This window comes from [Limnothrix rosea] IAM M-220 (assembly GCF_001904615.1).
Classification (GTDB): Bacteria; Cyanobacteriota; Cyanobacteriia; order Cyanobacteriales; family MRBY01; genus MRBY01.
Genome location: NZ_MRBY01000006.1, coordinates 87,817 through 109,054, shown reverse-complemented (window position 1 = coordinate 109,054; position 21,238 = coordinate 87,817). Strand labels below are relative to the sequence as shown.

Genomic DNA, 21,238 nt, shown 5'->3' with positions numbered 1-21,238 from the left:
AGTCTAGAAAAAATAGCAGCAGTTCGAGGTTATTGGAACCGGTCAAGTAATGTTTGTAGGCCTCCTTGGTAAGCATCACCAATTGCGTTCAGTCGCCATTCACTGTTTTCGCGGGCAACATTTGCCATAATTAATGCGGTTTCTGTGGAGAATTGTTGTTGGAGTGAGTAGCGCAGTACTTCTTTTTTTGTTTCGACGTCTACTAGACGGACAAAGGCGTTTTGGACGGAGCCAAAGTTTTGTTTACGTTCTTCTCCTTCGTAGATAGATACGGCGATCGCAATTTGAACGACATCTGCGGGAATTTTCCGAAAATCAATGATTAAAACTTCGTCATCGCCTTCTCCTGCGCCGGTACGATTGTCGCCCATCAGTTTGACGGATTTGTCGGGATCGGGACTGGTCAAGTTATTGTAAAAAATGAAATGCTGATCGGATATGAGCTTACCGTTCGTTCCCAGCATGAATACTGAGGCATCAAGGTCAAAGTCCATACCGCCCTGTTGTTTGATGTCCCAGCCTAGACCGATAAAGCCGGCGTTGAGGCTCGGGGCAGCTTTTTTGAGGGAGATTCCTTGTCCTTTTTTTAGATTAATGCTCATTTTTGGTGGATAAAAATTCGATGAATGTTTCTGACATTGTTAAGGCTCTACCGCCTGGTCTCATTATTGATCATTCTTTGGCGGATGATCCTGATATTTCGGGAGTTGCTGCGGTGGATGAGGCGATCGCCACCGAGATGAGCTATATCGAAGGGGGCAAATTTGCGGCAATGGTGGGCACGACTGGGGCTAAGGCTTTGGTGCTGCCGAACGATAAAGATTTACAACAACAGGCTGCGGAACGAGGTATTGCTTGGGTTAGTACGAAAGCGCCGAGATTATTATTTGCGGCTGTCATTCAGATTTTTTATAAACCTTTTCGACCGGAACCCGGCATTCATCCCACTGCAATTATCGATCCCACTGCAACGGTTGGTGAGGATGTCTCCATTGGCGCTCATGTGGTGATTTATCCGAATGCGAAGATCGGCGATCGCTCCTGCATTATGGCGAACGCTGTAGTTTATCCCGATGTGGAAATTGGCGAAAACTGTTTACTCCATGCCAATTGCACAATTCATGAGCGAGTAAAAATTGGCAATAATTGCGTGATTCATAGTGGTGCGGTCATTGGCGCAGAAGGTTTTGGTTTTGTGCCGAGTCCGACGGGTTGGTTCAAGATGGAACAGTCGGGAATCGTAGTGCTGGAAGATGGCGTGGAAATTGGCTGCAATTCCGCGGTGGATCGTCCTGCTGTCGGTGAAACGCGCATTAAATCTGATACGAAGCTGGATAATTTAGTTCACGTTGCCCACGGTTGTGTCGTTGGTTCTAATTCTGCTTTGGCGGCTCAGGTGGGTTTGGCTGGCGGCGTAACCGTCGGTAATCGAGTCTTACTCGGTGGTCAGGTGGGTGTTGCAAATGAAGCGGTGATTGGTGATGGGGCGATCGCCACAGCTCAGACAGGCATTAACAATAAAGTTGCAGCGGGGGAAATTGTTTCAGGAAGTCCAGCGGTTCCCAATGCCGTTTATCTTAAAGCTTCGGCTATTTATAAACGTTTGCCTGAAATGTACAAAGCCTTTCGCAAATTAACGAAATAGGGATGTAGGGGCGTTTCGGGAAACGCCCTTTTTCGATCTTTGAAACACTGTTACAAGACCGAACTTTCTGCAGGGGCAATGCGAAATTCTTGATCTCGCGCAAGGAGGTTGGCGATCGCCCCATCCAGCAAACTATGACCTTCCTCTACCGAATCAATACGGGCTAATTTATCGCGCAGTTCCGCCGCACCGGGAAAACCCTTGCAATACCAAGTCAGATGTTTGCGAGACTGAAAAATCCCCTTTTGACCTTTGTATTCCCACAATCCATCGAGATGTTCTTTCGCACATTGCATCATTTCAATGGCCGTCGGTTGCGGTAATTTTTCGCCAGTCCGTAAAAAATGGTCAATTTCCCCCACCAAAAATGGATAACCCAACGTCCCCCGCGAACACATCACCCCATCAGCCCCCGTTTCCTGAAGACAGGCGATCGCCCCATCCACCGAGAAAATATCGCCATTGGCAATCACCGGAATCATCAGCGCTTCTTTTACCTTGCGAATCCATTCCCATTTCGCCGTGCCCTTATAACCCTGTTCCCGCGTCCGACCATGCACCGTCAACATCATCGCCCCCGCATCCTCCAGCCGCCGCGCAAAATCGAGGATTGTAATCTCATCATCCTTCCAACCGATGCGCGTCTTCACTGTTACTGGAATATCCACCGCCTCAACAACCGCCTTCACAATCTCAACAGCCACTGCCGGTTGACGCAATAACGAACTACCGCCCCCTTTTTTCGTGATTTTATTGACCGGACAACCCATATTAATATCAATAGTTTGCGCCCCTTCTGCCACAGCCTTTTGCGCCGCCTCCCCCATAAAATCTGGCCGACAATCAAATAACTGAATACTCACCGGATGTTCATCTTTATCCAGTTCCATCAGCCGGGGCAACTCCGCCAAATGATGAATTTCCTTAGCATTGACCATTTCCGTATACATCATCGACTGGGGCGCATACCGACGCACCAACCGCCGAAATACCAGATCCGTCACCCCCGACAAAGGCGCTTGCAACACCCTACTAGTGAAGGTGACATTGCCAATCTGGAGCGGCGATCGCCAAAACTCTAATTCCGCTTGAGTTATCCGCATGAACCTTGAAAAGATAGATACATCATATCCATGAAATGAAATGAAATTAAATCAAATCACTTTGAAAATTAGTCCCCATAAAAGGCGAACTCGAAAACTCACTCGCACTGACAGGATAACTAAAGAGATAGCCCTGCATCCCATCACAACCATGTTTTTTAAGAAAATCTAGCTCCTCCTGACTTTCCACACCTTCCGCAATAACCTTTAGACCGAGGCGGTGAGCCATCGTAATAATCGCCGTAATAATGGCTGAATTAGCCTTATTCGTATGAATATTTTTCACAAAAGAACGATCAATTTTTAAAACATCAAAGGGGAATTGTTGCAGATAGCTCAACGAAGAATAACCTGTGCCAAAATCATCAATAGCAATAGAAACCCCAAGGGTTTTAAGGGCTTTTAAACGACGAATTGCCACCTCAGCATTTTGCACCAAAGTACTTTCAGTCAGCTCTAACTGTAAATCTTGAGGTTCGATATTATTGTCAATTAAAATACGGCTCAGACGTTGGTGGAGATTAAGCTGATTAAACTGACGTGCCGATAGATTAACAGACATCTGAAAATCCTTAAGACCATTTTGCTGCCAAATTTTTAACTGCTGGCAAGCTTTATTAAGAACAAATTCTCCAACTTCTTCAATGACACCAATTTCTTCCGCTAAAGCAATAAACGTATCGGGTGAAACAGCACCCCGCTCTGGGTGATACCAACGCAATAAAGCCTCAGCACCTGTGATTTTGCCATTTTGAAAATCCATTTTTGGTTGGTAATGAACTTTAATCTCTTTACGCCGAATCGCATAACGAAGATCAGTTTCTAGGGAAACAAGATTAGATTTGCCAACATTAAAAGCTGCCGTAAATAGCTGATATTGATTACCCCCTTTCTGGCGGGATTGCAACATTGCTTTATTAGCATTTTGCAACAGGTCGCTAATATCTAAATCATCCCTTGGATAAATGGCAACACCGATACTCATGCCCACAAAAATCTTTTGTTCTTCTAAGGAAAAAGGCTCCTTAAAGCCATCGATTACAGTTTGGGCAAAATTCAAGATTGATTGCTTACTTTCAACGGCATTTAAAATTAAACAAAAATCATCGCCACTGAGTCGAACGATAACGCCCTTGGAACCCATAATCTCTTTGAGCCGCTGGGCGATCGCCTGAAACAATGTCGTGGCCGACTCATAGCCTAACGTCGCGATGACCCGCTGAAACCGATCTAAACCAATACAAAACACCGGCACCATATAGAGCTGCTGGGGAGAGCCCGGAACTCGATTTTTTGAAGCCTTAAGACTACTTTGTACAATCTGATGAAATAAATCCCGTAAAGCCAACTGGGTGGGAAGATTAGTCAGAGCATCATGATTAGTGAGTTGGTTCAGTTGCGAATCAACCTGCGGCGCTGCTTCACCCGCATAACGCTGCTTCAAAGACGAATATTTCGTTAAACGGGCAGATATTGCCCCCAACAATTCATTCTTTGTAAAAGGTTTCGTTAAATAATCATCAGCTCCTAGCTGCATCCCCTGACGCATGAACTGCTTTTCAGCCTTTGCCGTGAGAAAAATAAATGGAATTGCCTCAGTTTCTTGATTACATTGCAACAATTCTAAAACTTGATAGCCATTGAGCTGGGGCATCATAATGTCACAAACAATCAGATCCGGCTGTTTTTCCTGCGCCAACTTAGTGCCACTGTTACCATCGCCAGCCTCCATTACCTTGTAGCCTTCCTGAATCAAGATTTTCCGGACAAGCTTACGGACGATGTCATCGTCTTCAATAATGAGAATAGTGGTCATAGGAAGAGAGAGTTAAGGTTGACTGACGGTAGAAAAAATCAAATTATCAATGGTAAATACAACGATTTGCTAAGGACGACGCAACTGTGGGGCAGACTTTGGGGCATGGCGGCTCTCAAAGGCTTCATAGGCTCCAACAATTTTTTGCACAAGGGGATGGCGAACCACATCAGCTTCCGTTAGATAACAAAATCCAATGCCTTCGACAGATTTCAGGATATTACTACTGGTAACTAATCCTGATGCTTGGTGTGTCGGTAGATCTGTCTGGGTAATATCTCCTGTCACTACCATTTTAGAGCCGAACCCTAAGCGTGTCAGTACCATTTTTAGCTGGGCGGGCGTTGTGTTTTGTGCTTCATCGACAATCACAAAGGAGTTGCTTAGGGTTCGGCCACGCATGTAGGCAAGGGGGGCAATTTCGATGCGTCCTTTTTCCATTAGCTCTGGTAGTTTTAGGGGATCAATAAATTGATATAGGGCATCATAGAGCGGTCGGAGAAAAGGATTAACTTTTTGTTGGAGATCACCGGGTAAAAAGCCGAGTCTTTCGCCTGCTTCCACGGCTGGTCTTGTTAAAATTAAGCGTTCTACGTCATCGTTTAATAATGCTTGTACGGCAAGGACAGCGGCAAGAAATGTTTTCCCTGTGCCGGCTGGGCCAATGCCGAAGGTGATGTCGTGTTTTTGGATGGCTTTAATGTATTGTCTCTGGCGAAAGGTTTTTGCTCGAATAAATTCGCCACGGCGAGTTTTGGCAAGGGTATGCTGTTGCAGGTCGCGATATTCGTCTTGTTTATTGGTATCGATCGCCTGAAAGGCAGTCAAAATGTCTGGTTGGGAAATAGCCTGACCCACTTCCCAATAGGGTTGTAGAAATGAGATAGCGCGAAAGCAACGTTTAACGGCTTTTTCTTGGCCGCGGATATCGAGCGATTGGCCTCTAAGTACAACTTTTGTGCCTGTATGGCGTGAAAGTAGGGCAAGGTTTTCTTCTTTGCTGCCAGATAAGGCGATCGCACTTTCTAAACTCGGTAATTGTAAATTTTGCGAGACGTCGCTCATAGAAAATTTTAAATAGGCTGAAGTCAGACTAAGGGAATGTTAAAGGTCATAGTCGTTCATTTTGGCACATTTCTCTATAGGCTTGGCGGAAAGCAGGAAACGCAACAGCGTTATGGGTTTATTTCGCTACTTCTTAGGCGATCGCCCCAGCAGTGTAAATGCTATGGTTCTGGCTCAGATTTCACATCAAATACATAGCCCACACCCCGAACCGTCTTAATGGTAGCTTGCTGGTGGGGAGTGCTTTCTAGCTTACGGCGGATTTGACCAATATGGACATCAACAACTCGCTGATCTCCGACATAGTCATAACCCCAAACCTCTTGGATAAGCTCCGAACGTCGCCATACTTTATTGGCATTTTTTGCCAGAAAATGAAGTAAATCAAATTCTAGAGCCGTTAAATGAACTTCATCATTACTCACCTTCACTTGGCGGCGTACCGGATCAATTGTCAAATTAGCAAAATTGAGCGTATCAGAATTATTCTGAGCTGTCGGGGCAATGCGTTGACGTCGCAGAATTGCGCCCACTCGATGTTCTAATTCTAAAATGTCGAAGGGCTTGGTCAAATAATCATCAGCCCCCTGGGAAAAACCGCGAATTTTGTCAGATGCATCCGTTCGACTTGTCAACATTAAAATATAAACATCCTGATGCTCCTGCATTTGCGCACAGAGGGCATAGCCTAAAATATCAGGTAAATTCACATCGAGGATCACAAGATCTGGTTTGAAGGTCTGAAATGTTGCCCAGGCTGACTTTCCGTCCGCCGCCGACTCCATTTCATAATTTTTTTGACTAAGGAAACGTACAATCAAATTTAGGATTGCGGGGTCATCGTCGACAACTAGGATTCTGGCAGCAGCCATAGACTCTTATCAGGTTTCTGAAAAACAAATATGAAGGTTTGAATAATTCTAGTGTACGACGAGATTCTTAATGGGCAACATTTTGTTTAAAGTCATCAAAAAGACTGGCGGGGACTCCTTGATATTTTGATAAGGAAGAATGGCTTTTTATGGCTAAATCTATATTTCTTACGGGAGATTAATGGAAAGCGGTTCAAAAAATGGACATAATAGGTAATTAATTAACAAAATTTGACCACTACTCACGGTTTCGAGAAGCTGGATAGACCACTTTTCGCATGCTCACAGGAGGAGGAGAATGAGCGAACAAAATCCCTATAAAACCCTTGGGCTTGCAGAGTCTGCGACCTTTGATGAAATCCAAGCTGCCAAACAAAAGCTCAGCAAGGAAAATCAGGGAGATACGACGGTTGTAGAACAGCTTGAAGCTGCCTATGACGCGATCATTATGGATCGCCTCCGTCAACGCCAACAGGGAACGTTGGATGTGCCTGACCAAATTCGTTTTGCGGAGTCCCAAAAGAAGGTGATGGATCGCCCTAAGGGGATTGAGACTTCGTCGCTACCTAGCTGGATTACAGATTTAAAAGATACGCCTGAGCCTCAAGAGTTAAATCTTGCTTTTGGGGTTAATGGCGCGATCGCCCTTGGTAGTCTAGTGCTAAGTGCTAGTCTAGCCTCAACTATTTTGACTGTGCTGCTGATTGTGAATGTGTATTTGCTTTATCGCAAGGAAAATCGTTTTGGGCGATCGCTACTGATTGGGATTGTCAGTCTTGCGGGTGGTGTGGCGATTGGTAGCGTTTTAAATGCGTTAATTGCTTCCCAAGGTGCTAGTTTGGCGATCGCCCCAGAACAAATTGTCTTGATTAGTTGCTGCATTACTAACGGATTGAGCACTAGCTTTTTGAGGTAAAAAGCAAGATCACCTAGCGACAACTAAACCATAAAAAATAAGGGGTTGATCTTGGTCAACTCCTTAAAATATACAGACTTCACCTTGAGAGGTCTCTTCGCCAGATGTGGCTGTATTTTTGGGATTCTCTAATTTTTTTGTCTTTTAAGGTTCTATTTTTTCGTGACTTCTTACCTTATCTGTGATGCGGCGCAGCACACCGTTGATAAAGCGATGGCCATCTTCGTCAGAATATCGTTTTGCTAATTCCACAGCTTCATTGATGGCCACTTTGTAGGGCACATCGAGAAACATAATCTCAGTGACGGCAATGCGCAAGATATCGCGATCAATACGCGGCAGACGGTGATACTGCCAATCGACAAGGGAATCCGAAACGATATTCTGTATTTCTTCGTGACGACGGCGGACAGTCCCAATTAGATCAATGGCGTAGGTTCGTACTTCGCTTTGTTTGGTTAATTGTAAAAACTCAGGTAATTCCACCACATGACCAAGACGGTTAATGGCTTTGCGGGTTAAGTCTAAAGAATCTTGTGCCATTGTGCGGGCACTTTGAAGGCTAATCGCTTGGGTTTCGCTTTTTAGGAGTTTGTCTTCAGCACGAGTCACCTCACTAGCTGCTGCTTCTAAAATGTCGTTAATTTCGCCGCTCAGGGTACGCACCGCTGCCAACATGAGTTGGTCTAATTCTAGTTTTTCTAGTTTTTCTGCCTTACCTTTAACTTGACTCAGGCTCAGAAGAGCAATTTCGCGGGCAACGCTTCGGGGTTGTTTTCTAGCAGGCATAGGGAATCAAAACCTAAATATTACGATATTTTGGTGAATGCTCCAAGAAAGTATTCTGGGCTGGAGCTACTCTATCTTTCTTCTTCTGCTGAGACCATGTTTAAGGGCATTTCCAATTCTTCTGTCTCTTCAACGGCCACGGCCTTTTTGCGACGGGGAAGGTTGATCGGAATGCCATTGCGGAGCGATCGCCGCTCTAGTTCTTTTTCATCGGGGCTCACAATCCCACCAGAAATCAGGACTTTGAAAGCATCTTCGATGGACATTGAAATATTGATCACCTCATCTTCCGGCACCATGGCGTACCAGCCGGAGGTCGGGTTCGGCGTTGTTGGGATAAAAACGCTGAGGAGAGCTTGGGTCACTTGGGACTGCATTTGCGGACTGACTGATCCTGTGACAAAGCCCAGTGTCCACACGCCTTTACGGGGATATTCCACCATGACAACGCGACGAAAACGACTCTGGGAATCCTTGAGTAACGTTTCAAGGATTTGCTTCAGGGTTTTATAGATTGCGCCGGCGAGGGGAATACCCTGTAGAATCTGCTCTCCTAAGTCCAATAGCCAACGACCTGCAATATTTCGTGCCATTAGACCAATGACCAAGATGAAAGTCAGGGGCACGGTAATGCCCACAGAAATGTTTAATGCATTGGTCAAAATTGGGTCTAGGCCGTCAAAGGGGTTGATTTGTTTGGGGATTTGCGTCAAAAAGTTGATCACCCAAGCCGCAATGGTAATGGTCAACCAAATCGTTGTCGCCAAGGGAATGACAACTAACAATCCCGCAATCAAGTCGTTTTTAAGATCTTGCTTTAGACGTTCTAGCACGGTGGTTCGCTGAGGATGAGGGGAATAAGAGGAGAGTCGTTAGGGCTGAAACAAGGGGCGATCGCCTAGGGTTGCTGCCAAATGGTAGCCGGAGGTAACAAAATATTAAGCGACCGTTGACGTATCCTATTTTACTGGATTCTTTTAGCTTCGGGGGGCATTGGGGATTGACCTTAAGAATTTTGCCAAGGATTAACCGTCGCCCTATCAGTGGACAGACAGTGCTGCCGAGTCAATTTAACCCTCTTCGTCGGGGCTGGTTGGCGGCTCCGTTTCGCCTAAGGCATGTGTCGGTTGTGCCTCTGGAGTCATGTCATAGTCTAACTCGCGGCGCTCAACATTCCGGGAGCTACCTGCCAAACTCGCTTGTACACCAACCCAACCTAAAAGGATATAGCCAACCCCTAGTAATAAACTGCGTAGACCAATTTGTAAGGCTTCTTTTAAGACGCGATTTTCAGCCTGTTGCTGTTGTTCGTCCCGGCGTTTTTCCACTTCATCTCGTAATTCTTCGAGACGGGCATTCAGGGCATTGGGATCATTGGCAAATCGTTGATAGTTTAAAAGTTCTTGCCGTTGGGCTTCCACTGCACCCAGCTGGTCGGCGGGAACCTGTCCACTGGCGATCGCCTCATCGATGGCACGAATTTGTTCATCCAGTTGTTGCTTCGCTTCAGGGCTTTGGGATAACGCCTGCAACTGACCGAATTGCGCTTGCACCTGCTGTTCCTGCTGTTGCGTTTGCTCCTCAATTTGGGAGATGGCCTGGTCTCGAATTTCTTGGAGATTATCAAGGTGTAAAGGCACAAGTAAAAAGAAAATCACCCCTAAAACCAAGGACAAAATTAAACTCAAAAAGCGAATATCAGAAAAAGCTGGCTTAATCGTTTTTCCTTTACCAGTGCTGGACTCGACCCAAACACTCAGCAGTAATGCCACAATCCCGATCATCGGCGTTAGGCCACGATCAACTAATTGACTAGTAAAACTAATTTGCCATGCATCCTCCAATGGCATTAGCGGAAAAGCGGCGAGGGCATAATCCACAAGCGCAGAGATAATGAGAACACCCCCAAGAATCTTGAGGCTGAGGGCAGTAAACCGGGCAAGGCGAGTACTATTCATACTTTATGTATCAGTGGATGTCGGTTTTAGGAGGTCAAACCTAGAATGTAATGTAATAAAGCTATTCTAGGCGGCATAATTCGCCTTCTGTAAAGTTTATGACAAAATTCCTAGAAATCTTGGATGACAAGTCTGAATTAGTGAAACGGGCTTTAAAACTTTCTGTGGGACGTATTGAAGAGGCGATCGCCAAACGCGGTAGATGTAGTATCGCCCTTGCCGGCGGCAGCACTCCGAAACCTCTATACGAAAAACTCGCAAGCCAAAACCTCGATTGGGAAAAAGTCTTTATTTTCTGGGGGGATGAACGCTATGTCCCCGCTGACCACCCCGATAGCAACGAAAAGATGGCACGGGAAGCATGGCTAAATAACTGTGCTATTCCAGCTAAAAATATTTTGCCCATTCCCACAGGAACAGAGCCTGCAACCGATGCGGCGACTTATGAACAGACTTTAAAAGCATACTTTGGGGACAAGCCAGCACAGTTCGATTTGATTTTGCTCGGTATGGGTGATGACGGCCACACAGCTTCTCTATTCCCTCAAACTGCTGCCCTAGATGCCGGCGATCGCCTAGTGACAGTCGGGCAAAAAGATCAAGACCCTCGCATTACCCTCACCATTCCAGTCATTAACGCAGCCCATAACATCATTTTTCTTGTGGCAGGCGCAAATAAACAGCCCGCTTTGCAAAAGGTTTTCCACGAAGATTGCGACCCCAAAGACTATCCCAGTAAATTTATTCAGCCAAAGGACGGACGGTTGTGGTGGCTACTAGACGCAGAAGCCGGCGCGAAATTATCTCCAGACGGCGCAATCTACGCCATGAAATCAAAATAATAGTTCTACAATAAAAAGCGTCAAACTCAAAAATCAAGAATTACCATACAATTCGCAAATCTTGAGTTGTTGCTGATTGTTTATCCCTTGAAAACGTCGTTATGGTCACTTGTCCCAACTGTAATCACCAAAATCCTGATGGCGCAGTCCAATGTGAAGCCTGTTACACTCCCCTTTTAGCAGAACAACCTACACCTACAGCTGGCAGCACTTGTCCCCAATGCTCAGCAACCGTTCAACAGGACGCGACCTTTTGTGGACAATGTGGTTTTAATTTAAAAGCGAATCTTTCGGCAGCCCCTCCTAATGCCGGCGATATTCCAGCAACCCAAGTCCCCGATGTCTTTGTAGAAGCAACAGCCCTAGACTCCGATGAGGACGAAACTGAAGTCACCTTACAAATGATGCCAACAGTGGCCACCGCCAATGCCGAAGCCTCGCCGCAAGCCGTCGGAACAGCGACAAAAATTCAAACTTCTCCGGTAGCGAGCTTAACCCATGTTCAAACAAATATTCCCCTCGATATTCCCGGTGGATTAAATGTGGTGCATATTGGCAAACCCAATGATGTCGTACCACCGGATATTGATATTTCAGGCTTTCCCCATTCTGAGGTTGTGTCACGCGTCCATGCAGATCTGCGCATCGAAAACGGTATTTACTTTATTGAGGATACGGGCAGCTCTAACGGAACCTATGTGAACCATGCTCCCTTGCCTGCTGGAAATCGTCACCGTCTGCGTGCCGGCGATCGCATTGCCTTCGGAAAAGGTGACAAAGTAACCTTTCTCTTTCAAATGAACGAAAATTAGTTGCGGTTAAAGCAATGAATGTGATGCCATAAAAGAAGAGAGCTTAGCCAAAAATAATTGGTTGAGCCCTCTTTTTTCGTGATGCAGATGTGATTTGTTAGGGATACGCAAAATCCTCTTGCAGGCTAGTCTGCAAGCATGGCGCTGGTATCTAAGGCAACATCATTAACGCCAGCAGAACTGAGCAGAGCCTCCCATTGTTCCATAATTTGCTCTGAAGCAGTGCCACTAATAAATCCCTCTTCTAGCTTGGCGATCGCGTCGTACCAAATTTGTTCATTAATGTAAGCATTGGCGACTTCCTGAGCTGAAGAGCTTGTTTCTAAATCTTCAACTAATGATGCCGTTGGAGGGACGCGGCGAATCCAACCGTGGGTAAAGAGGGTTTCCGATAGTGTGAAGTCTTGGGTAAATCCTTCCAATAACCATAGATAATCTTTCCCTTCTTCGAGTGCCGCTAAACCAGCATGTTTAGGTAAGTCGATACGTAGAAGCTGGCCGGTCAGTTCTACAGCAAATCTCGCTCGATAAACTTCGTTGCCTTCGTCATCTAGAAGTAAAAATTCTAAGGTATCAACGTTCGCTTGTTCCGCATAGTCTGCCACGTAAACAAGGATGCTTGGATAGGCAGCTGTGGTGACACCAAAGTTGTTATTTTGGGGAACCAACGGAATGAATTTCGGGTTTGCGATGGCCTCGGCACCAGAGCGTGTGCCACCTTGGGATAAATTGCCGGGAGATTGCAATCCAAAGGGAGGTTGGTACTTCTGGCTTTCCCAGACTTTAGGGATGTTCTGGGCAGAAGCATTTACCACGGTGGTACACAGGGCGATCGCCGCCAACCCTGAGGCCGTCAGTAAAGTCTTGATCGCACGGGTGAAATGGAAATTTTGGTTACTCATGGTAAGTCGTGAAAGTAGTGCAGCGAGCCTGATTATTGTGATTCTATTATGCCCGCTTTTCTTTGGAAGTCCAGCCAGTTTTTGTGAACAATTGATGTTGATTCTGTGGTGGATTCAGTCGATGGTTCATCTTGCCAATACATAAATTCAACCAAAGCGCTATTGATTAAACCTTGGGTAAGGTAAAGTTCAATCTTGTCGGGGGTTGCTAACGCCTGAATCGAGTTTTTAAGGGATTCTTCAACTGCAATACGTTCAATTTTTTGATTAATGACAATGTCTTTGGTGCGATCGCCGTAATCACAAATCAACGTCAGTTGCCAATTTTGTACAGAGCCGACTGTCATGGGCGAAACTGCTAAATTTGGAGATGGTTGCACCGACATCAAATCCATTCCTCCATCCGAGTCTTCGGCATTACTTTGACTTAACCGATAGTCCCAAAAATAAAGTTCTCGTGCATTTTCATCTGTAACGCTGATTTGTAAATTTTCAGCTTGATGATTTTCCAAACGCCAAAACATACGTGGGTATTCTGCGATGACTTGCTGACTTGCACCACTGGGGACGAAGTCAAAATCCTCAACATTCGTCAGACAAGCAGCAGAGGCGGGAGCACTCATCGCGCCAAGCATCGTTAGCACACCCACAAAAGATGTGATGGGCCAAAAACGCTTCAGGGGATTTGAGAGAGAAATGTTGTGTAAAAAAGAATTATTCATGCTCGAAAGTTTGATGTGCCAATGGCATTACTTTTTAAAGATGGTGAAAATGACAAAAAAGTTTCCAGCTTTTCAAAAGCTATCGAATATCGTCAGTCTTTTAAATCACTAATTTATTTGATTAGTATGATTAATTGACTAACGGGCGATCGCCCTGTTATTTACCCTGTTTTCCAGATGAAATGCCCTAAATCCTGATAAGTTCGGCGCTTTTCACTAGTTTTTTTGTCTATTTCTAATTTAAAGACACCTAAGCAAATCCTAGAACTGTTTCACGAAGGGAGTTGTCACGAGCGGAACAACGATATACTAAATCGGTAACGTAAATTTTCTAAAAACCATTGTTTCTGGTATCAATTGTCGGAACTCAATGAGCAGGATAGATAAACCGATATGAACTCAGGAATCGACCTCCAAGGTAGCTTTATTGAAACGCTGCAATCTTTGGGACTTTCCCACGAAATCGCCAAAACGATTTGGTTGCCATTACCGTTGTTGCTGATGATTATTGGCGCGACTGTCGGCGTACTCGTCGTTGTCTGGCTAGAAAGAAAAGTTTCCGCCGCCGCTCAGCAACGTGTAGGCCCCGAATATGCAGGGCCATTGGGTGTACTCCAGCCAGTCGCCGATGGACTGAAATTAGTATTTAAAGAAGATGTTGTTCCCGCTAAAACCGATCCTTGGCTATTTACCCTCGGCCCGGCATTGGTCGTAATTCCGGTCTTTCTGTCCTATCTCATCGTTCCCTTTGGACAAAATCTGGTGATTACTGACTTAAATGTCGGTATTTTTCTGTGGATTTCTTTATCAAGCATTGCACCCATTGGCTTGTTAATGTCTGGTTATGCTTCGAACAATAAGTATTCGCTTCTCGGTGGTTTGCGAGCAGCTGCCCAATCAATTAGCTACGAAATTCCTTTGGCTTTAGCTGTATTGGCGATCGCCATGATGTCGAACAGTCTCAGCACCATTGACATCGTTGAACAACAATCCGGTTACGGCATCCTTGGCTGGAATATCTGGCGTCAACCCATTGGCTTCCTGATTTTCTGGATTGCAGCCCTAGCAGAATGTGAACGCCTCCCCTTTGACTTACCCGAAGCAGAGGAAGAACTAGTTGCAGGTTACCAAACAGAATATGCAGGCATGAAATTTGGCCTGTTTTACGTTGGTTCCTACGTTAACCTCGTGCTCTCTGCCCTCATTGTTTCGATTTTGTATCTTGGCGGCTGGGAATTTCCAGTGCCTTTAGATCGTCTCGCCGATTGGTTGGGCGTTTCTCCCGACACAGGCTGGTTACAGGTGATCACCGCATCCCTCGGGATCATTATGACCTTGGTAAAAGCCTATGCCCTTGTCTTCATTGCCCTGCTTCTGCGTTGGACATTACCGCGAGTACGCATTGACCAACTATTAAACTTTGGCTGGAAATTTTTACTTCCCGTTGCCCTAGTGAATTTGTTGCTTACCGCAGCATTGAAACTGGCTTTCCCCGTTGCCTTTGGTGGCTAACCCACTCTGTTAACCGTTTAACTTGACCCCTTAAAACCCATGTTTAAAATCCTCAAACAAGTTGGTGACTACGCTAAAGAAGCTGCCCAAGCCGCTAAATATATTGGTCAGGGTCTTTCGGTAACGTTCGACCATATGCGTCGTCGTCCAGTCACAGTGCAGTACCCCTACGAAAAACTCATTCCTTCAGAGCGTTTTCGCGGCAGAATTCACTATGAATTTGATAAGTGTATTTCATGCGAAGTCTGTGTGCGGGTCTGTCCGATCAACCTTCCTGTGGTGGATTGGGAATTTAATAAGGCAGCGAAAAAGAAAATCCTCAAGCACTACAGCATTGATTTTGGTGTCTGTATTTTCTGTGGTAACTGCGTTGAATACTGCCCCACGAATTGTCTGTCGATGACTGAAGAATACGAGCTTGCCACCTATGATCGCCACGAACTAAATTACGATAGTGTCGCTCTGGGTCGTTTACCCTATAAGGTTACCCAAGATCCAATGGTCACACCCATGCGTGAGCTGGCTTATTTGCCGAATGGCGTGATGGATCCCCATGATTTACCGGAAGGTTCCCAACGAGCAGGTGAGCATCCAGAGGATATTTTGGAACGGCTTAAGGCTGAGCAGGATAAAGAAACAGCTAAAACGGCTGATGCTGAATAGGTGGCGATCGCCCCTTAGTGGGCTTCGTTTCACACACTGATTTGATACAAGAGTTTATTGGTTAGGAGTTTAAGTAAAAAGTGAATTTAGCAGAAGGCGTTCAAATTGTTTCTTTCGTCATCTTGGCAGTGATGATGATTGTTTCTGCCCTAGGGGTGGTGCTCTTTGAGAATATTGTCTACTCCGCCTTCCTTTTGGGTGGTGTATTTATGAGTATTTCTGGATTTTATATCCTGTTAAATGCTGATTTTGTTGCTGCGGCGCAGGTGCTGATCTACGTGGGAGCGATTAATGTTTTGATCCTGTTTGCCATCATGCTGGTCAACAAGCAGGAAGATTATAGTACGATGCCCCGTCGCTGGGTACGTCAGGGAGCAACGGCTTTAGTCTGTCTTGGTTTATTTGCGCTCCTTGGCACAATGGTGTTAATTACTCCTTGGAAGTTATCGGCAATTTCTCCGGCGGCGGTGGGCAATTCTGTGGTGGCGATCGCCAAACATTTCTTTAGCGATTTTCTATTACCCTTTGAACTAGCATCAATATTGCTACTGATTGCCATGGTCGGTGCGATTATCCTTGCCCGCCGTGATATCATTCCGGAAATTTCCGAGACGGATGATGGCGGCAGCACTGGTTTACAACTCCCTGAACGTCCTCGCGAACTCGTTTCTGCGTCTAACAATTCTGACAAAAACTAGACCTTTTAGAATCCATGCAAATTCAACTCGAATATATTCTTGTCCTCGCAGCAGCTCTTTTTTGTATCGGTATCTATGGCTTGGTGACTAGTCGGAATGCTGTACGAGTCCTAATGTCCATTGAATTATTACTAAATTCTGTCAACTTGAACTTTATGGGGTTCTCAAATTTCCTCGATCCCGGTGAAATTAAAGGTCAGGTTTTTACGGTCTTCGTTTTGACTGTGGCAGCGGCAGAGGCGGCCGTTGGCCTCGCCATTATTCTCGCAATCTACCGTAATCGCAACACCATTGATATGGAGCAGTTTAATCTCCTCAAATGGTAAATCTCCCATAGTAAATCCCTGAAAAATAAAGGCGGCGATCGCCTTTCTCTCAAAACATATCTACTTAGTGAGTCTCCTAGGAGGCTCTTTTTTATTCCTCAGCCTCATTCATTAATAAGGTTAGCGAATAATAACACAGCGTACTAAAACTTAAACTAATCAATTGAAATCTTGAGATAACATTAAGAGCAACGTAAATCACACGACATTTTTGGCTTAGTTTATCTATCCTCGAAAATCGTAGAACCATAGACATATAAAGGAAATTTACATGGTTGCGACATTCTCCTCCACATCCACAAATCTGCCCCATGTGTGCGGGCAAGAGCAAGAAATTGCTGACATTGTGAACCACAACGAAACAATTTTTGTAGACCGTAGCGATCTCAATTTAGATCAAATTCAGGCCGGATTTGCCTGTGCGCTACACATGCACCAACCCACCATTCCCGCAGGGGAAAACGGGTCGCTTATTTGCAACCTCCAGCACATGATGGAAAATCCCCACGACGGGGACAACCATAACGCGACTGTTTTTGCGTGGTGTTATAGCCGTATGGGTGACTTTATTCCCGAACTTGTCGCAGCGGGTTGCAGCCCAAGGATTATGCTCGACTATTCCGGCAATTTGCTGTGGGGTTTAAAGCAGATGGGTCGTCATGATGTGATCGACAATCTGAAGAAAATCACCGTTGATAAGACTTATCAGCCTTACGTCGAATGGCTCGGTACGATGTGGAGTCACGCCGTCGCCACTTCAACGCCCATTCCTGATCTAAAGCTGCAAATTCAAGCTTGGCAACATTATTTCGCAGAGATTTTTGGTGTTGAAGCGCTTAAGCGTGTGAAAGGTTTTTCGCCGCCAGAAATGCACCTACCTAATCATCCCGATGCGCTCTATGAATATGTTAAAGCTCTTAAAGAATGTGGCTATCGCTGGCTTTTAGTCCAGGAAGCTTCGGTGGAGCACCTTGATGGTTCTGGTCTTACCCAAGACGAAAAATATGTGCCTAATCGTTTACTTGCCCGTAATTCCCGTGGCGAAGAAATTAGTATTACAGCGCTGATTAAAACCCAAGGTTCTGATACGAAACTTGTGGCGCAGATGCAACCTTACTATGAAGCGAAAAGCCGTGGCCGCCAACAACTAGGTGGTAAAGAAGTGCCTTGTCTTGTCAGCCAAATCGCCGACGGTGAAAATGGTGGCGTGATGATGAATGAGTTTCCCGGTGGTTACAATCCTGCTTGGCACGAGATTAAAAATGACAGCAGTGTTGTTGGTTTTAATGGCACTGAATACCTTGAGCTGCTTGATGCGGCTGGTATTACTGAAGCGGATTATCCGGTTTGTCAGGCCGTTGGTCAGTCTAAAATTTGGAATCTTGTTGATCCTACGTCTGCCACAACTGAAAAAGTGGAAGCGGCGATCGCCGACCTCAACGCCAACGACCACCAATTCCATATGGATGGCGCATCTTGGACTAACGATTTGAGTTGGGTGAAGGGCTATGAAAATGTCCTTGAGCCCATGAACGAACTGAGTGCCAAGTTCCACGAAAAGTATGATCGTCTGGTTGCAGAAGATCCAAGCGTCACCAAAACTGAAGCCTATCAACGCTCGTTGCTATATTTAATGCTTGTGGAAACTAGCTGTTTCCGTTACTGGGGACAGGGTACTTGGACTGATTATGCCCGCAAGCTCTACGCTGACGGCATGGCCAGCTTAGAGTAATCTGATCTGTCAGGATCTTAAATAATTTCCGTAGGGGCACTTCGCGAAGCGCCCTTTTTTAGTTAGCAGTTAAATTCAACCAATCTTTTCGAGGGTATCGATATTTTTCGTTGTCATGTCCTTGCAAGTACGCTTAATTAAACCCGTTAAAACTTTTCCGGGGCCAATTTCTACGGCTTCTGAAACATCAAGATCGTTGAGTGTATTCATAATTTCAAGCCAGCGCACAGAACCTGTCATTTGCTTTTCAAGGCGAGCCTTTAAGGCACTAGCATCCGTTTCTGGCTGTGGGTCAACATTAGACAAAACGGGAATTTTGGCATCTTGAAACTCAATATCGGCGAGTACTGTGTTGAATTGCTCTGATGCTTCTGCCATAAACGGTGAGTGGAATGCACCGGAAACATTGAGGGCGATCGCCCGTTTTGCTTTCACATTGTTCATCACCTCATCTACCGCCTCAGGCGTACCAGAAATCACCACCTGCTGTTCACTATTGTCATTCGCGAGGGTTACCCCATCAGTCGCTTCGATTTTTGCAGTGAGTTCTTCACGATTAAACTTCATCATTGCCGCCATTTTGCCACCAGAAGCTTGATCCATTAGCTGCGCACGCTTTTGAACCAGCTTAAGGCCGGCCGCAAAATCATAAACACCCGCCCCATAGAGAGCGACATATTCCCCAAGACTGTGACCCGCAACAAAATCAACATCACCAGCTTTTTCCCGGTACATATCACACAAAATAGCCTCGACAACGTACAAACAAGGCTGAGTATAAAGAGTGCGGGATAATTCCGTCTCGTCACCTTGGCATTTATCGAGAACAGACCATCCTAAAATGTTCTCTGCCTCAGCAAACCTTACCTTAGCAAGCGGATGCTCCACTAAATCTGCTCCCATGCCTACCGCCTGAGAACCCTGCCCCGGAAAAAGCCACGCAATCTTACCCATTACCTATCCTTCTGTTATGTAGTGTTTTCCAAAATTTGATTATATGAGACACCTGCAATTTAAGTGTTCCGAACAAAAGCGAAAAACAACAGAAATAGCGACTAATGCTTGATGAAATACTTTTTGATCAGAATATGCTAGATCAAAATTGTATTAAAGTGTGAAGACTTTACGGACTTTATTCATCTTTAAAGAAAACTTTTAGAACTCTGACAACTCGTTTGTCGCAACTTAGTTCAAGGAATGTTTTTACTATTGCAAATGTTAGAAACAATTAAAGTGAAAAAGGAAGCATGACACTATCCTATCCAGTAGGAGTGAAACATAAAAGTTTTTGTGTTTACATAATCTATTAAGCAAAACACATCTATGATCTGCAAGAAAACTAGCCTGTCAACAGATTTTTGGCTAAAGGCAACTCGCATCCATAAAATCAATATTTTGAGCTTGTTCGTACAATGATTGCATTTATCTTAAATCTAATGCAGAATTAACTTGGTTTATATGAATATGACAACTTTGCATCATTAATATGAAAATAGCTGTATTTGTTTAACCCCATTGCGATATAAGAAATTCTTTCTCTGCGCTAGGTAAACTATCTTCAAAGATATTTGAAGCGCCAATCACTGCATCAAAACCTTCGACAACACGTAATTTTTTCTGCCTAAGTATTCACCATGAAGCCACAAATTTAATTTCGGTTTACTCTGATCGCCAGCCCGGCTCTAACTTTGATGTTAGCTCTATCGGGGGTGATTCTGCCTTCGAGTAAACCAGCCCAAGCTGAAGTTTGTCTTCTCGATACTAATGGGGACGGAACAGCCACCGATGGAACTGATACTACAGGTGGCGCAGCTAATAATACGGATACGAATTTAGCTTGTGGTATTGGTGCTACTGCTAATGGAGGTTCCGCAACAGCTATTGGCAGGGGGGCTCAGGCAACAGGAGCTAGAGCCACAGCTGTTGGACGGAATTCAGGAGCTACAGCTGATAATGCAACAGCTATTGGCCAAGATTCAGAGGCTAGTGCTTTAGATACGACTGCTGTTGGTCAGAGTTCTCTAGCTAACCAAGAGGATGCTACAGCTCTTGGTCGAAATTCAACGGCAGATGCAGTTCAAGCAACAGCTGTTGGTAGTCAAAGTGATGCAAGAGGAGAGAACTCAACAGCCGTTGGTTTTAATGCCACAGCTCCAACTGGTGGCACGCAAAATACGGCAATTGGTGCTGAAGCGAATGCAGGAAATACTGGCGGCAACTCAAACGCAACGTCTCTGGGCTTTGATGCAAACGCACGAGGTAATAATGGTACGGCAATAGGTGCAAATACAAATATTGCGGCTGGAGCCGAAAACGCTACTGTAATTGGAGAAGGGGCTTCTGCTTCAGGAGCAGGGGATCAAGGTGTAGCCATTGGACAAGGTTCTTCCGTAACTGGAGTGAACGGTATTGCCATTGGTTCAGGAGTCACAGCTGGTGCCAATGAGGTTGTTGTTGGTGCAGCTGGAGCAAGTGATTACTTTCTTCCGGGTTTAGGCGATGATGCTACAGCTGATGTGGATAATGATGAAATCATTTTTTATGATCCAGATACTGATCAACTGTTAACCGATGGCGGGGCTGTTGTTACTAGAATTAGTACCAATTCTTCGAACATCACCGCTAATAGCTCGAACATTACGGCCAATTCTTCGAACATCACGGCTAATAGCTCGAATATTACGGCCAACTCTTCGAACATCACGGCTAATAGCTCGAACATCACAGCGAATTCTTCGAACATCACGGCCAATTCTTCGAACATCACCGCTAATAGCTCGAATATTACGGCCAACTCTTCGAACATCACCGCTAATAGCTCGAATATTACGGCCAATTCTTCGAACATTACGGCCAATTCTTCGA

20 protein-coding genes and 1 pseudogene are annotated in these 21,238 nt (G+C 45.2%); 10 read left to right on the top strand and 11 right to left on the bottom strand.

What is annotated here, in order from left to right; translation table 11 throughout:
- Window positions 1-29 precede the first annotated feature (29 nt).
- On the bottom strand, window positions 30-602 hold the full coding sequence (locus tag NIES208_RS04285) for a TerD family protein (protein ID WP_075890068.1): 573 nt from the start codon (window positions 600-602) through the stop codon (window positions 30-32).
- A 20-nt stretch (window positions 603-622) separates the two neighbouring features.
- On the opposite strand from NIES208_RS04285, the gene lpxD reads away from it, so the two are divergent.
- Window positions 623-1,645 carry a UDP-3-O-(3-hydroxymyristoyl)glucosamine N-acyltransferase gene (lpxD, locus tag NIES208_RS04280; protein ID WP_075890096.1) on the top strand — a complete coding sequence of 341 codons (1,023 nt, stop codon included), beginning with the start codon at window positions 623-625 and terminating at the stop codon, window positions 1,643-1,645.
- A gap of 50 nt (window positions 1,646-1,695) precedes the next feature.
- Here the strand turns inward: lpxD and dusB are convergent, their stop codons facing one another.
- From dusB to NIES208_RS04260, 4 genes are all read right to left on the bottom strand, one after another.
- Window positions 1,696-2,748, bottom strand: coding sequence for a tRNA dihydrouridine synthase DusB (dusB, locus tag NIES208_RS04275; protein WP_075890066.1), 1,053 nt, complete (start codon window positions 2,746-2,748; stop codon window positions 1,696-1,698).
- Window positions 2,749-2,794: 46 nt separating this feature from the next.
- Window positions 2,795-4,564, bottom strand: coding sequence for a two-component system response regulator (locus NIES208_RS04270; RefSeq protein WP_075890064.1), 1,770 nt, complete (start codon window positions 4,562-4,564; stop codon window positions 2,795-2,797).
- A 69-nt stretch (window positions 4,565-4,633) separates the two neighbouring features.
- Window positions 4,634-5,629 (bottom strand): PhoH family protein, encoded by a 996-nt coding sequence (locus NIES208_RS04265; RefSeq protein WP_075890062.1) that lies wholly within the window; start codon window positions 5,627-5,629, stop codon window positions 4,634-4,636.
- Between the two features lie 161 nt (window positions 5,630-5,790).
- Window positions 5,791-6,501, bottom strand: coding sequence for a response regulator transcription factor (locus tag NIES208_RS04260; RefSeq protein ID WP_075890060.1), 711 nt, complete (start codon window positions 6,499-6,501; stop codon window positions 5,791-5,793).
- 298 nt (window positions 6,502-6,799) lie between these two features.
- On the opposite strand from NIES208_RS04260, the gene NIES208_RS04255 reads away from it, so the two are divergent.
- Window positions 6,800-7,417 (top strand): CPP1-like family protein, encoded by a 618-nt coding sequence (locus NIES208_RS04255; RefSeq protein WP_075890058.1) that lies wholly within the window; start codon window positions 6,800-6,802, stop codon window positions 7,415-7,417.
- Window positions 7,418-7,561: 144 nt separating this feature from the next.
- On the opposite strand, the gene nusB is transcribed toward NIES208_RS04255, so the two are convergent.
- The 3 genes from nusB to NIES208_RS04240 form a co-directional block, all read right to left on the bottom strand.
- On the bottom strand, window positions 7,562-8,206 hold the full coding sequence (gene nusB, locus NIES208_RS04250) for a transcription antitermination factor NusB (RefSeq protein ID WP_075890056.1): 645 nt from the start codon (window positions 8,204-8,206) through the stop codon (window positions 7,562-7,564).
- A gap of 71 nt (window positions 8,207-8,277) precedes the next feature.
- The gene (locus NIES208_RS04245) at window positions 8,278-9,039 is read right to left on the bottom strand and encodes a DUF502 domain-containing protein (RefSeq protein WP_075890054.1); all 762 of its coding nucleotides are present in this window, start codon (window positions 9,037-9,039) and stop codon (window positions 8,278-8,280) included.
- A 237-nt stretch (window positions 9,040-9,276) separates the two neighbouring features.
- The gene (locus tag NIES208_RS04240; RefSeq protein ID WP_216349353.1) at window positions 9,277-10,164 is read right to left on the bottom strand and encodes an HpsJ family protein; all 888 of its coding nucleotides are present in this window, start codon (window positions 10,162-10,164) and stop codon (window positions 9,277-9,279) included.
- Window positions 10,165-10,262: 98 nt separating this feature from the next.
- Here NIES208_RS04240 and pgl point away from each other — a divergent pair, with 98 nt between their 5' ends.
- Together pgl and NIES208_RS04230 are read left to right on the top strand one after the other, a co-directional pair.
- Complete coding sequence (gene pgl / locus NIES208_RS04235; RefSeq protein ID WP_075890052.1) at window positions 10,263-11,006, top strand: 6-phosphogluconolactonase; 744 nt, start codon at window positions 10,263-10,265, stop codon at window positions 11,004-11,006.
- Between the two features lie 101 nt (window positions 11,007-11,107).
- Complete coding sequence (locus NIES208_RS04230; protein ID WP_075890050.1) at window positions 11,108-11,818, top strand: FHA domain-containing protein; 711 nt, start codon at window positions 11,108-11,110, stop codon at window positions 11,816-11,818.
- 125 nt (window positions 11,819-11,943) lie between these two features.
- Here NIES208_RS04230 and NIES208_RS04225 read toward each other — a convergent pair whose 3' ends face one another.
- Entirely contained in the window at window positions 11,944-12,720 is a 777-nt protein-coding gene (locus NIES208_RS04225; protein ID WP_075890049.1) for a DUF928 domain-containing protein, read from the bottom strand.
- A gap of 32 nt (window positions 12,721-12,752) precedes the next feature.
- Complete coding sequence (locus tag NIES208_RS04220; RefSeq protein ID WP_075890047.1) at window positions 12,753-13,442, bottom strand: DUF928 domain-containing protein; 690 nt, start codon at window positions 13,440-13,442, stop codon at window positions 12,753-12,755.
- Window positions 13,443-13,835: 393 nt separating this feature from the next.
- Between NIES208_RS04220 and nuoH the strand changes: the two genes are divergently transcribed.
- The 5 genes from nuoH to NIES208_RS04195 all read left to right on the top strand — a co-directional run bounded on the left by nuoH (window position 13,836) and on the right by NIES208_RS04195 (window position 18,373).
- Window positions 13,836-14,954 (top strand): NADH-quinone oxidoreductase subunit NuoH, encoded by a 1,119-nt coding sequence (gene nuoH, locus NIES208_RS04215; RefSeq protein WP_075890045.1) that lies wholly within the window; start codon window positions 13,836-13,838, stop codon window positions 14,952-14,954.
- Window positions 14,955-14,993: 39 nt separating this feature from the next.
- Complete coding sequence (ndhI, locus tag NIES208_RS04210) at window positions 14,994-15,617, top strand: NAD(P)H-quinone oxidoreductase subunit I (RefSeq protein WP_075890043.1); 624 nt, start codon at window positions 14,994-14,996, stop codon at window positions 15,615-15,617.
- A gap of 80 nt (window positions 15,618-15,697) precedes the next feature.
- The gene (locus NIES208_RS04205) at window positions 15,698-16,315 is read left to right on the top strand and encodes an NADH-quinone oxidoreductase subunit J (protein WP_075890041.1); all 618 of its coding nucleotides are present in this window, start codon (window positions 15,698-15,700) and stop codon (window positions 16,313-16,315) included.
- A 20-nt stretch (window positions 16,316-16,335) separates the two neighbouring features.
- A complete protein-coding gene (gene nuoK, locus NIES208_RS04200) occupies window positions 16,336-16,641 on the top strand; it encodes an NADH-quinone oxidoreductase subunit NuoK (RefSeq protein WP_198158715.1) in 306 nt (101 codons plus the stop codon).
- A gap of 271 nt (window positions 16,642-16,912) precedes the next feature.
- Window positions 16,913-18,373 carry a glycosyl hydrolase family 57 gene (locus tag NIES208_RS04195; RefSeq protein ID WP_075890039.1) on the top strand — a complete coding sequence of 487 codons (1,461 nt, stop codon included), beginning with the start codon at window positions 16,913-16,915 and terminating at the stop codon, window positions 18,371-18,373.
- A 75-nt stretch (window positions 18,374-18,448) separates the two neighbouring features.
- Here the strand turns inward: NIES208_RS04195 and fabD are convergent, their stop codons facing one another.
- Window positions 18,449-19,327: an ACP S-malonyltransferase gene (gene fabD / locus NIES208_RS04190; RefSeq protein WP_075890037.1), complete on the bottom strand. Its 879-nt coding sequence runs from the start codon at window positions 19,325-19,327 to the stop codon at window positions 18,449-18,451.
- 737 nt (window positions 19,328-20,064) lie between these two features.
- Between fabD and NIES208_RS04185 the strand changes: the two are divergent.
- A pseudogene (locus NIES208_RS04185) lies at window positions 20,065-21,238 on the top strand (hypothetical protein); the annotation flags it as partial.